The 13,398-nt window shown below is 33.4% G+C and carries 9 protein-coding genes; all 9 read left to right on the top strand.

The genetic code is table 11. The features are described from left to right. Nucleotides 1–2: 2 nt before the first annotated feature. The 9 genes from drmB (at nucleotide 3) to K9B36_RS08935 (ending at nucleotide 12,792) form a co-directional block, all read left to right on the top strand. On the top strand, nucleotides 3–1,817 hold the full coding sequence (gene drmB / locus K9B36_RS08975) for a DUF1998 domain-containing protein (protein WP_223701709.1): 1,815 nt from the start codon (nucleotides 3–5) through the stop codon (nucleotides 1,815–1,817). Then, complete coding sequence (locus K9B36_RS08970; protein ID WP_223701708.1) at nucleotides 1,810–2,592, top strand: phospholipase D-like domain-containing protein; 783 nt, start codon at nucleotides 1,810–1,812, stop codon at nucleotides 2,590–2,592. Before drmB ends, K9B36_RS08970 begins: the two co-directional genes overlap by 8 nt. A gap of 161 nt (nucleotides 2,593–2,753) precedes the next feature. Continuing rightward, on the top strand, nucleotides 2,754–4,151 hold the full coding sequence (locus K9B36_RS08965) for a DNA cytosine methyltransferase (protein ID WP_223701707.1): 1,398 nt from the start codon (nucleotides 2,754–2,756) through the stop codon (nucleotides 4,149–4,151). Between the two features lie 134 nt (nucleotides 4,152–4,285). Beyond that, nucleotides 4,286–6,046, top strand: coding sequence for a DEAD/DEAH box helicase (locus K9B36_RS08960; protein WP_223701706.1), 1,761 nt, complete (start codon nucleotides 4,286–4,288; stop codon nucleotides 6,044–6,046). 708 nt (nucleotides 6,047–6,754) lie between these two features. Beyond that, nucleotides 6,755–7,888, top strand: coding sequence for a PDDEXK family nuclease (locus tag K9B36_RS08955; protein WP_223701705.1), 1,134 nt, complete (start codon nucleotides 6,755–6,757; stop codon nucleotides 7,886–7,888). Between the two features lie 418 nt (nucleotides 7,889–8,306). Beyond that, complete coding sequence (locus K9B36_RS08950; RefSeq protein ID WP_223701704.1) at nucleotides 8,307–8,798, top strand: hypothetical protein; 492 nt, start codon at nucleotides 8,307–8,309, stop codon at nucleotides 8,796–8,798. Nucleotides 8,799–8,807: 9 nt separating this feature from the next. After that, entirely contained in the window at nucleotides 8,808–9,062 is a 255-nt protein-coding gene (locus K9B36_RS08945) for an HNH endonuclease (protein WP_223701703.1), read from the top strand. A 30-nt stretch (nucleotides 9,063–9,092) separates the two neighbouring features. Further along, nucleotides 9,093–10,868, top strand: coding sequence for an HNH endonuclease domain-containing protein (locus tag K9B36_RS08940; RefSeq protein ID WP_223701702.1), 1,776 nt, complete (start codon nucleotides 9,093–9,095; stop codon nucleotides 10,866–10,868). 70 nt (nucleotides 10,869–10,938) lie between these two features. Beyond that, nucleotides 10,939–12,792: an AAA family ATPase gene (locus K9B36_RS08935; protein ID WP_223701701.1), complete on the top strand. Its 1,854-nt coding sequence runs from the start codon at nucleotides 10,939–10,941 to the stop codon at nucleotides 12,790–12,792. Nucleotides 12,793–13,398 lie beyond the last annotated feature (606 nt).

Here is a 13,398-nt window from a genome sequence, read left to right as displayed (position 1 = left end):
TAATGAGTAAAAAAATTGGTGAACTCAGACCCAGTCAATTTATCACGACGTTTGGTCCAGGTTCTATTGTGGACTTGCCGGACTACTCAGTTATAATGGGTGGAATTGACAAATGGGATTCTTTTGATGTTTCAAAATCCAAGACAATTGAAGAAAATCGACTGAAAAAGAAGTTGGGTATTCAACAGATTAAAGCTATACAAATCAGTGAAAGTAAGGAATTTGGAACGATTCCAGCTTACCGTTTTCCCGAATATCATGTTTGTCCTAGATGCAGAAAGATTGGGAAGTATAGTGGAAGGGAGTTCGTGGAAGAGGACGGAGTACTTTATTGTAAGAATCCTGATGTTGAAGGTGAACCTTGTAATAAAATCAAAACGCATCCTGTCCGTTTTATTGTAACCTGTAAAAAAGGTCATATAAATGATTTTCCATGGGGAATGTATGTACACAAAAAAAGCAAATACGACCCTAAGTCCTGTAAGTTATATTTGCGGGATGAAGGAGAAACAGGGTCTCTAAAAGATCTTGTCGTATATTGTAAAACTTGTAAGCAAGAAAGGTCTGTGAGTGAAGCATTCACCAATAATAAGATATTAGGAAAATGCAGTGGAAGAAGGCCATGGTTAAGAGATTTTGAAAATGATTGTGAAAATGATAAAGAATTATTATTAAGAGGGGCATCAAACATTTATTTTTCATCAATTGAAAGTTCTATAGTGATTCCGAAAGCATTGCAGCAGGAAGGAATAGAAGAGTTTATAAAAGAAAATATAAACCTTTCTGATGATGAACTTTTAGATAATAGACCTATGTTCGATTTTATGATGAAGAGAAACCCAGACATTAATAGACTGGGGTTAGATAAAGTATGGAATATCGTACAGAAATTAAGAAACGGAACTGATAGTAGTGATGATGTTGATTTAAGAACACCCGAGTACCATGCCTTACTCACAGAGCATCATAATTATGAAGAAATTGATTTTGAAACAGAGCCGGAAGTCGTACCGGAAAGGTTTAAGGACTATATATCAGATCTTGTACGGATTAAGCGACTTAAAGAAGTAATGGTATTAAAGGGTTTTACAAGGATACACCCATTGCCTGATTTAACGGCCCGACTTTCAGGTGAAACAGATAATTCAAGTGATGATAATCAATCTGGTAACGACCAAGTAGAGCTTGCACCATTAAGTGCAACACCTCAACCTTTTTTACCTGGTGTAGAGACTTATGGAGAAGGTATCTTTTTGACAATTAATCAGGAGAAACTACAGACTTGGGAAAATGAACATAAAGACTATGGTGCTGGGATGGCAGCTGCCCACACTGCGATGTATCGGGAAAGAAAAGTACCTGTAAACGAAATTCCTCCATTTCCTGGACTTAGATACGTATTGCTTCACACACTTTCTCATGCATTAATAAGGGAGTTGACAATGCATTCCGGCTATTCATCATCTGCCTTAAAAGAAAGGATTTATTCCGACCCGGAAAAGGAGATGGCCGGTATATTAATATATACGGCTACTGTGGATTCGGAAGGGAGCCTTGGAGGGTTGGTAGAATTGGGTACAAAAGACAAGTTTGAGTCGATATTAGCGCGTACTTTATCAGCTGCATGTTATTGTTCTGGAGATCCACAATGTGCTGAAAAAGATGTGGATAAACTACAAGATGTAAATGGCGCCGCATGTCACAGCTGTATGCTGTCTGCTGAGACTTCTTGCGAGAAATCCAATCGTTATCTTGATCGTTCCTTACTAGTAAAAACATTAGCTAATCAGCAACGGGAGTTCTTTAATATTGAATAAGTTAAATGAAAAAATAGTACGATTTATTTCAGTTTGTCTTTCATCTTCAAATGAACATTTGCTGGATAGACTTTTTGAACAAATTGATAATGGTACACTCACTAACGAATTTATCACTTGGCAATCTAAATTAAAGTTTCCTTTCGAACTTGAGTTTTTAGCCTACGATATGCTTAATGAAGCTGCAAGAAAAAATGTTAAATTAATAGAATTAAGAAAATATCTTGATCTGGCCTTTATGATGGCAAAACAACAAAAAGAACATGAGCCAAGTATTTCACCTGTTTGGACAGGCCCTAGTCTTGATAGCGGTCTAATAAAACTTAATACTTATGATACAGTAAAGTACTTAATAGAGTCTGCTGAACAAGAAATCTTTATTGTGGGGTATAGTTTTTCATTCAGGGATGAGTCGATTAAGGAACTATTGAAGAGTGTGGAACGGGCTGTAGAGAGGAACTGCCGGGTAAATATTATCGTTAATGACGTGGAAAATAATTTTAAAGAGATAATGAAACACTGGGAAATTGATAACTATCAGTTAAATGTCTATCATTGGATTGGCACGGATTCGAGTGATTATACAAGTTTACATGCCAAACTTATTATAGTAGACCAACGTAAGTTGTTATTGACATCTGCAAATTTTTCTTATCATGGTTTCCGTAAAAACATTGAAACAGGTGTGATTATAGAGAATCATGAAATTTCGAGGAATATTTGGAAACAGTACCATTCTTTAATGAAAGAGAATCAGATGAAACGAGCATATTAATAAAGTTATTTATTGAAATGATTTCGGTGAAAACCGGGATCATTTTAATTTTAATATATCTGTTATTATTTTTTTTTTGGAATTAGTTCGTGATTCTCTTGCTTGACTTTATTTGATAAAATAAGGGTGGTGGATTAACGAATAAAAAAGGAAGTATTAGTATGAGAAAACTTAAAGTGCTTGACCTATTTGCAGGCGGAGGTGGTTTTTCTACCGGATTCTTGCAATCAAAAGAAGATGATTTGAGGTTTGAAATTCACCGTGCACTTGAAATTAACGACAGTGCTTGTGATACTCTGCGCAATCATATAGGCAAAGAACGTGTCATACAAGGAGATATTACAGATAAAACTGTGAAATCCGAAGTCATAAATTCGTGTAAAGATGTAGACGTTATTATTGGAGGCCCTCCTTGCCAAACTTTTTCTTTAGCAGGACCCGCACGTTCCGGTTCAAAAGAGATGCGCGAAAAATTAAAGGATGATCCGAGAAATACTTTATATAAACATTTTTTTGAGCTGGTTTCTTCAATTAAACCTTCTTATGTAGTATTTGAAAATGTAGAAGGAATGTTATCGAAAAAAGCCGAGGATAGAAATCAATTAAATGCCAAGCAATCTCAAGTGATAGAATTGGTTTGCGATGAACTTGAATGCATAGGTTATACAACCAGAATAGAAGCAAGTCTTACTGAGCGCTTCCAAGTAGTTAATGCTGCGGATTTCGGTGTCTCCCAACATCGGAGAAGAATTATCATAATTGCTAATCGCTTAGGCGTTGACAATCCCCGATTAGTTAGTAACGTAAGGAAACACAGAGATGTGAAGAAAGCCATTGGCAAATTACCGATACGCTTGCCCAAAATAACTACTAACAGGTTGGAAATTCTTAAGAATATTGATGTAATACTAAGAAACTATGAGTATTGTCTTGAGGTGTTTTCTAGAAATTTAAGAGAGTTAGCTGAAAGATACTTTGAAGGAAATGAAAATTTGCTAATATTGTCAGAGACTGTTGAGGCCGATGTACAACGTATAAAACAAATTAAATCTGATAAGATAAATCATTTAAAGGAATTTCTGGAACGGTACAATAGCCTAGTTCTTGATTTGGGTATCAACGATAAAGATTCTTCTGACAAGCTGACATCCCATCAATCTAGGGATCATAACTTCAGAGATATCATCATTTTTATTTTAACAAAAGAAGGCAGTAATTCATCAAAGTTTATGAATCCTCTCTCTGATGATTACGATAAGTTTCTAGATAAACTGTACCCATATGCCAGAAATAAGCATAAAGATACTTATGTTAAACACAGCTGGAATAAACCTTCAAATACAATACTTGCACATATGGAGAAAGACGGATTAAAATTCATTCATCCGGATCAACCAAGAACATTTACACCTTATGAAGCTCAATTGTTACAATCTTTTCCAAAAGATTATGCATTCTATGGCGGGCGAAATGCACAATATAGACAAATTGGAAATGCGGTTCCCCCTTTACTTGGAAAAGTGATTGGAGAAGCCATACTTAAACTTGAAATGATGTAATAGTTTATAGTTAAAGTTAGCAAAGGGCAGTGTAAAGCTGTTCTTTTTTTATATTAATCTACTTGAGTAATTAAAGGATTGGCAGTTTAATGGTAAAATAGTGTATATTAAAATTATTATTAGGGGATGTAATCTTGAGTGGCTTTTTAACAGAAAATGAAATTGAACAAACAGTTGAAAGTTTAATTGATGTATATAAAATTGATAGAAGTCTATTAATTAAATTTATTGGTACAGATAAGTATATACAAATGAATAAAATGCTGAGGAATCTGAATGAAGGAATTATGGACGATTATCAACTTGTAAGGATGATAGTCATTGAGAAAGGGTTATTTTTATTTGCTGGGAGTAATGACATTGTTAGAGATTTAAGATCACAATTATTAAAACAGCTTAATAAAAATATTTTAGTACAGTTGTATGACCGAAACCCCATAAGTAATCGGAAAATTCAATCGCCAACACATATGCCCAAAGCCCTAGCAAGTAAAAGGTGGATAATGGGGGGAAGATGGGCAAGAGACTTTGTTCAGACATTGGGTTTTCCCTTAGTGTTCTCCGGTATATCTATTCCAAAGGATCACAGTACTGATCCTATACAGGATATTGAACCAAGGAAGTCAGTACCTCCACTGGTGGAGTATCAGCGAGGGTTGAAAGAAAAAATGCTTTCTGTGTTAAATAAAGAGCAGGAAAAAACAAGGTGTGTTGTTACCTTACCTACCGGTGGAGGGAAAACCAGAGTAGCGGTTGAGAGTTTCATTGATTGGATGCAGCCTCGATTCAATGAGGGGAAATATTTACTATGGATTGCCCAGGGAGAAGAGTTATGCGAGCAGGCAATTTCTTGTATTACAGATATGTGGCAAGAAAGGGAGTTTCCTGAATCATTAAGGGTTTACAGGTATTTTGGAGGAAAAACAATTAAGTATGAAAGTTTGATAGGTGGGGCTGCTATTTCTAGTATTCAACAATTGTATTCTAGGATACAAAGTAATGATGAGTCTTTAAATGAAATTTTAGCTAATTGTGGTGCTATGATAATTGATGAGGCACATCATGCTACTACAAAAAGCTATGAGATTTTATTTAATAAATGTAAAGAGCTGGCAGGTGAAGACCTTTTTCCGATTTGCGGTTTAACCGCAACACCTGGACGTAGTAATGAAGAGACAATGACTTTAGTCAACCAGTTCGAAGCTTATTTAATTTATCCATCTTTACCGGATATGAGAAGGTATGAGCTGAATCCTCTACTATATTTTAGGGAAGAAGGATATTTGGCAGAACCAATTTTCTTGCTGCATGAAGATGGAGAGGAAATAGAGGTAGCCGATTATATGGATAATGAAGATACTGATTTGAATCAGGAAATTTTGACTATTTTGGCGAATGATGAAAAAAGGAACTATCAAATTATAAAGTATATGAGATCAATACCCTTAGGTTCCTCATCTCTAGTTTATGCTTGCACGGTAGCACACGCTGAATTTCTGGCAATGATGATGAATTCTATTGGGAGAAATTCATCAGTAATATCTGCTGACACACCAAGGTCCATAAGAAGAATGCATATAGCTGCTTTCAAGAGAGGTGAGATTGAGTTCTTATTCAATTACGGAGTATTAACAACAGGTTTTGATGCTCCTAAAACAGATCATATCCTTATTTGCAGACCAACGTCCAGTATTATTCTTTATGAGCAAATGGTAGGTAGGGGGTTAAGAGGGGAAAGATTTGGTGGTACAGAATACTGCAAGGTAATAGACTTCTCCAAAAATATTAAACGACACGGTGAACCATTAGCATATGCAAGGTTCATTAAAGAATGGCAAATTAGAGAAGTTAGTAATATTAATCAAAGTGTAACAAAGAAAAAGCAACTAAATTAATCAATTTTTGAATCTTTGTTCAATCAATCCTTTTAGAATAGGGTTGATTTTTTTTGAAGTTCCCAATACCTCGCAGATTGTTATAGTGAAAATGAATTACATGAAATATTTATTGAATGGAAAGATTTTGGCACACTTGAAAATATCTTCGAAAAGCATGATTTATAAGTATATCCTAATCTCTTGCTCCACTATATAGTGCAAAAATATAGAAAGATTAGCCTAATTTATATTCGGAGAATGAAGAGAGTACTTATGTGAGAAAAGGATTGAAGAAGAAAGGAGCTTGTTTTTTGCACATTTTTTAAGATTAGTTCATCTTAGAAACTACTTTTGCTTCCTTTGCAAAGAATAGAGGTAGGGAGTTATATTGGTAGTATTGGAGAATTAAAGGAGTTAATAGATTTATCAGCACTCCTTTGTTCAACTTTTACTTGTTGAGGACTATATTAAATACGTTTATAATTGGTTTTCCTTTTTTGAAGAAATTTAGAGCTCCTCTAAAAGAACCAAAAGAAATAAATGGTTACCCTAGATACTGGAGTATCATATTAAGGGGGAGGGATACCTGATTAGTAAAGAGTTGTACACTCAGCAACAAAACCTTAATGTAAATTGGCTTAAGCAGAACTTCGAACATTATTATACAAGTTAATACCATATATGATCTAAATCTTGTAATAAAAAAATTCTAAGGATGAGAGTTTTATGGCTGGATATATTTTTAATTTAGATAGTGAAGAGTCTCTAGTATATTGTGTTGAAAATGGCATTTATGGGACGAAGTTTAAGAAAGTCCCTGATAATAAAATATGGAGAAAAGAACATGAAGGGACCTTTGCTGACTATCTTAGTATGAAAGAAGAAGATAATATCTACTTTTTTAGGGATAGGATGATTTATGGTATTGGGGAACTAATTAATATTGGACATGATTGTAAATATTTGAATTTCCCCAATGCAGACTTGCCTTTCCCAGTCGATTTTTCTGATATTAAGGATTCCATGTTAATGAACCAAACTCCGCATAATGTGAACACAAGGTGCATATGTACGTTCCATCCGTCACCTCACTTTTTCAAGAGGGGAATTGACATGGATGATGTATTGTCTTCAAAGCCTAGCAGTTTTAGAATGTTAAGGGCGTATTGGAAAACTAGTTTTATTAAAATTGATGATGAAGAAAATAAAGCATTGAAAGATATAATATTGAAAAGAAATGAAGAGTACATCGACCAACGGGAAGGTGCTTTTCACTCTATTATAGATACAATTTTTAATATAAAACAAAAGGTAAACGGAAATTACTCAATTACGTCAGAAAATTTATTGTCATTGTGCTCTGATGGCAAAGTTATAAATCATGAAATGGCAATTGAAGCAGGGATAATTGATGTAATATCACAGGGTACACCTTCCCCTTTTGGGAGTTGGGACTATGTTTCTAGGCAAGTAGTTGCGTCACCATTTAAGCCTATAGATTATATGGACAGAATGGATGTATTTGGGTATAAATTCATAAATGGCTTTGATACAATCTCCAAATACTTAATTATTGAAATTAAAAAAGGTCCCGGAACATCTGATGCTATTGACCAAATTATGAAGTATGTTGATTGGGTCAATCAAGAATATTCTTATGGAGATTATTCAATGGTAAATGCTTTTCTAGTTTGTTCCGGTTTTTCAAAAGAGGTTATAGAATATAAAAACAAGGTCTGTAAAAGGAACTATATTAAAGGGAGAAGACCTGCAATTTCAGATGAGTGGTCAAATGTAAGATTAATTAAATATGAGTTCGATTCATCTGAGAAAAAATTACGGTTTGATGAAATAAAGTGAAGAAAGAAGGCATCCTTATTCATAACCCTAATTATGTGAAGAGTGGAATTATAAAAATACATAAAAACGAACAGAGGTTAAGCCTAAGTCGAGTATGGAAATATTGTGGATTTGTAAGACTAACAATATTTATAGTTGGAAGGAGTAAATAATTCTAAGAAATAAAAAAAGAATATCTAGGTTGTCCTTTTTGTTTACCGGAAAAGAGAAGGAAGAAATGGACGCTACCTAATGAATATAATAAAGAATAAATCTTAATATTAGTTGCCAGAGGTAGGTACACCTCTGGTTTCTTTTGGTTGAGCTAACTTACCTGCGTTGAAAAATGTTTAATTATGGTATAATTTACAAAGGATTTAACACTTTTTAAAATGTAACGGTTAAAAATAATCGACAACTGATTAAGGGAGGTATCACTTTGAGTGGAAAGAGGTATACCCGGGAGACAATCCAGGTTCCAGAGCTTGAACCTGTGAACCGTTCACGAGAATATAACTTATATGAAGAATCTCTAAGAAATAAAGTAGTTTATGAATACCTGTTCAATTCTGAAAGCCACCGCGGGCTTGATGAGCGTGTGTTAGGTTTAGACGCTGATGAAAGCCGTGGCTACCAAGCTATGGGAATCTTACATTACATTGGCTTGAAAGGAAAGCACAAAGGTATTTTTAAGGAGCTTAGTATTAAGCAGGCAATAGAGTTGTTGGAGAGGCAGCAATCTAATTTCAGTTTAGTGGTCCAGAGCCTTAATAGTATTAATAGCCAGGTAAATAACAATGATAGATTAGTGGACTTAATTAGAGCAGATATTGATTCTGAAGTGGCTGAAGAAGATTCTTATTATAAAGATGGTGCAGTTAAAGTGTATTACGGAAAGAGGTATGAACGCAAACCGGAGAACAGAAGATAAGCAATAGAGTTGCATGGAATAACCTGTATTGCGTGTGGATTCAACTTTGAAAAAGTTTATGGTGAGAGAGGGAAGAATTATATAGAGGTTCATCATGTTACCCCATTAAGTACCATAGGAGAAGAGGTTATTGTTGACCCAAATGAAGATTTGGTTCCTGTATGTTCTAATTGTCATAGGATGATACATAGAGAGAAAGATTACGTATTAACAATTCAAGAGTTAAAAGCCCTTATAAATAACATAAAGAAAGAAGACTATTAAAATATCTAGAAGTAAAAAGGAGTTGTGGAAATGAGTAAACTAAATAAAGAATTACTAACTACTGGGGTTAATAAACAGAACGAAAATGTGAGATGGGGACTATTTGAAGCTTATAATAAGACGGATGCTCATACCAATTTGAGGCTAGATTATCTCAGTATGGATGTTGACCATATAATCCCTGAAAGTTGGTTTGATAATAGAGATAAGTATGGGCAAGAACTTAACGAGCTTTTAGACAAATGCGAACTTCCTCGTGATATTCATAAAAACAGCATATATAATTTAGTCCCTACTCATCGAAAACACAATGTTACAAAAGGAAATAAGATTGATAGGGGATTTGCTTTACATCTGTTAACTAAGTCGAAAGAGAAAGCGGAGAAAGTCAAAAAGAACATTGATTCTTTTCAGGTTGCAAGAAATTTAGAACTTTCACTTTCAAAAATAAAAGCAACTAGTCAACTTTCCCCTGAAGATGTCTTTGATTTTTTGACAAACGATCAGCAAAGCATTGAGGTTGTAAGAGAAGTAAATGAAAAGGATTACAAATATAAAAATTTAAATCAAACCTTCATGCTTTATGGATACCTACCAAATATAAATAATTATGGAAGTTGTATTCTTTCCTTTCATTCATTAAAAATAAGAGGATGCCTTATAGAGTTTAGTCATAGTGAAGTAGTGAATTTAATATGTTTGGATCTTATTAATAAAGTTGATATGAAAGATAGAAGTCTTATTGAAAATCATGATACTTTAAGAAATATCTATTCCATAAAACTTAAAAACCTTCAACTCTCATTTGGTGAAGATGAACTAAGAGAAATATGTGAGGCATTTGATGATTTTGCACAGATATATTTGAAGAAATTAAGAGAGAGAGAAGAGTTGTTAGAGACCACAACCTTTGATTTGGCAACTTCAAACTATGGTTATAGGTTGTTGAAGGTATCTAAGGATATTTGGAAAGCAATGATTAAATTTACAAAACAACATGACTATGATTTAGGAAGTTCAGATTGGCATGTTTTTTCCGGGAACGATTTCATGATTCGAATCGATAGTAAAAGTAACAGTGGTAAATACAGTGAAGGTATTCATTCTGTTATTATTCCAGAACAAGAAAATAAGAATCTCTTTAATCTTCTAGAAGAAGACGATATGGTTTGGTTGACTTGGCAACTCCCTACAAAAATAAACCTTAAAACGGATATATCTGAGCAAATTAACGAGAGGAAAATTTGGAATGCAAGAATAACTCATGATTGGTTGATCGATGAATTAATTCCACAACTAGAGAAAGAAAGACTAATAAGTGCGGATGAATCAAATTTATTTAAAAGAAGATTAGGTGGAATGCCAACAAATCCGAAAGAATTATCGGAAAATGTTGAGAGACTTCAAAGATATTTCTCTGGCATTTATTATGATAATATGACTCTCCTTGAAGAACATGAAATAAATAGTTTATTAAAGGCAATACATGAAACCCTACTTTACTCTGATAAAGGTAATTCAGAGAGTTATCTAAGAGAAAAGTTAACCCCCTTGAAATTAGGGTTGACCGACAGTGATAACAAACAACAAATAATAATGAAGATTAACCAAAACTTGGGGCAACTAGAAGAGCAAAGCCTTTCTTATGGAAAGGTTGCTCACCTCCTTAAACTTATTGTTTTCTTCTCTGATGAAAAAACTTCAAGATTAAATAAAACTGAAGTGAAAAAAGTTTACAATTTATTGAAGAGTTTTTTTGATAGAGAGGCAGCCTTAAATAGTATAGAGAGAACGTTAAAAGATTAATAATGTAGTACTTCCTTGGTTACTCAAACGCTTACCTAGTTAAAGATATCTAAGAGAAAGGAAGTAGAAGATGAACTATTTGATTAATGAAATTGTTATTTCCGATGAAAAGTACAATAAGTATCAAGTCAGTACGAGTCAAGGTGATAAAAAAATCCAAAATCTTTCAAAAATAAACATCTTTGTAGGCTCGAACAATTCTGGGAAAAGCCGAATGTTACGATACTTATTCACTGAAACTCCGGCTGTATTTACACCTAGCGATATTAGTCTTCAAGGGCTCAACTCAATTTTAAGATATTTTAAAGACGAAGTGAGGACATGTATAACAAGCAAAAGAATAGTAGATTACGATAGTATTTTAGAGAGTGTATCACGTCTGGAAGAATTAGGTTATATAGTAGAAGATGAGGATTACTTATCGGACTTGTTTAAGTTAATTAAAAAATTAGAGAATATAAGCGGGCACAATAGTATTACAAGTCAGGGAACAACTTTTAGTAGTTTCGATTATGATAGCCTGAATAAAGAATTAAGAGATATAGCTCAAAGGACATCAAATGGGTTAGAGGATATTTACTCAGTAGAAAAATACTCTTTTCATAGAGTGTATATACCTACTTTACGAGGATTAAGAACTTTAGATGGAAATCGCAATCATTATCTAGATAGAACAAAGTCCGACTACTTTGGGAGCCAGGAGCATGTAGATGTATTCACAGGTTTAGAACTATATGAAGATATAAAAAAATTATTGTTAGGTAGTCTAGATGACAGGGAAAAAATTGCTGAGTTTCAGGAATTTTTAGGGAGAGTGTTTTTTGCAGGAGAACAAATTACTTTGGTTCCTTCTATAAATTCTGATGTATTAAATGTAAAGATTGGTGAGGAGAGGGAGCAACCTATTCACAAACTAGGGGATGGGATACAATCAATAATTATTTTGACATTTCCTATTTTTAAGTATAGAGATAAGAATGTATTGATGTTTATAGAAGAGCCGGAACTTTACTTACATCCTGGGTTACAACGCAAATTGATAGAAACAATGGTAAGTGAAGTTGGCGATAGTGTTCAATACTTTATTACAACTCATTCCAATCACTTTTTAGATTTAACTTTAGATATAGAGCAAATTTCAATATACTCCTTTGACAAAGAACTAGAAGACACCGGACAAAAAGAAAAAGATGCTAAATTTTATATGGACAACGTCAGTAATGAAGACAATAACGTTTTAGAAATGTTAGGTGTTAGGAACTCCTCGGTATTTTTATCAAATTGTACAATTTGGGTGGAAGGAATAACAGATAGGTATTATCTTAGACACTTTCTTCAAATTTATATTGACTCTATAGATGATAATATAGATGTAAAAGAAGATTTTCATTTTTCTTTTGTTGAGTATAGTGGCAATAACATTACCCATTGGTCTTTCCTGGATGACGAGGAGACAGAAGCAGAATCTCCTTATTCTTCAATGAACGTGGAAAAGCTCTGTAGAAAGTTACTTTTGATTACAGATAAAGATAGTGAGCGTAAATTATCACGCCAACAAAAGCTTGAGGAGAAATTAGGTGAAAGTTATTATTGTCTTAACTGTAAGGAGATAGAAAATATACTACCTAAGACTGTATTATTGAAAGTTATTGCTGACTATGAAAATGTTTGTCCTGAAGAATTGCAGTTTAGCACTGACTTCAGTGAGTTGACATATCAAGATCAATACTTAGGTAAATTTATAGATGATAATTTAATAAATAAAAGGAGAAGAGGTAATTATGGCTCTGACTCTGGTACAATAAGTAGTAAATTATCCTTCTGTAAGAAAGCAATTTTACACACCAAGGGAATAGATGACCTTAGTGAAGAGGCTAATGAGCTATGCGCCAAGATTTATCAATTTATTAAAGATAATAATTAAGTTTAAATATTATTCTTCTCAAAAGATAGTGCTTGAATGCACTTTATTTTTCTTAACCACAGATAAATCAAACTCAAGAGTTACCTGATTAGGGGATAAACTTTGCTTAGGTTTTTTTGAAGAATATTGATTGTATCTACTAAGTCACATAACATACTGTCAACTGCATCAATAGATAAGCTAATTACTTCATTTCCTCTCAAACCAAAACTATATAGTGTATTTTGATTTTATCTCTGTGTAGAAACAGAAGTATGGATGCCACCTATAATTTACAGCATTGCCTCCTGATTATCAATGTGCACCAAGTGGAATGTTAAAGTTTTTTTCTCAAGTTTTCATATATGGTATTTGCCTTGAAATTTTTCACATAACATACTGGTTCTACTCTACTATATGCATTAGTTGAGGATAAGTAATATTCTGGTTTGCGATTCCAAAAGACTATAAAGACTATAAGCCTAATTCCCTTATTTTAATTAAAGGGATTAGGCTTTAAATATTTTAAATTATTTTGGTAAAAGAGTTTGCAAAACGTAATAAAGATACATTGGCTGTAATTACACCTATGAATAATTTAGTGGAAATTTACTTGTTACTATATTT

It is taken from the genome of Sutcliffiella deserti (assembly GCF_020037475.1).
GTDB classification, from domain to species: Bacteria; Bacillota; Bacilli; order Bacillales; family Bacillaceae_I; genus Sutcliffiella_A; species Sutcliffiella_A deserti.
Note: the sequence above shows the minus strand (reverse complement) of the source record. Positions and strands in the feature narration are given on the sequence as shown.

Bases quoted from the DNA above. Each gene is read 5' to 3' on its own strand.
- drmB (WP_223701709.1), top strand. From the start codon at position 3: ATGAGTAAAAAAATTGGTGAACTCAGACCCAGTCAATTTATCACGACG.
- K9B36_RS08965 (WP_223701707.1), top strand. From the start codon at position 2,754: ATGAGAAAACTTAAAGTGCTTGACCTATTTGCAGGCGGAGGTGGTTTT.
- K9B36_RS08955 (WP_223701705.1), top strand. From the start codon at position 6,755: ATGGCTGGATATATTTTTAATTTAGATAGTGAAGAGTCTCTAGTATAT.
- K9B36_RS08940 (WP_223701702.1), top strand. From the start codon at position 9,093: ATGAGTAAACTAAATAAAGAATTACTAACTACTGGGGTTAATAAACAG.
- K9B36_RS08935 (WP_223701701.1), top strand. From the start codon at position 10,939: ATGAACTATTTGATTAATGAAATTGTTATTTCCGATGAAAAGTACAAT.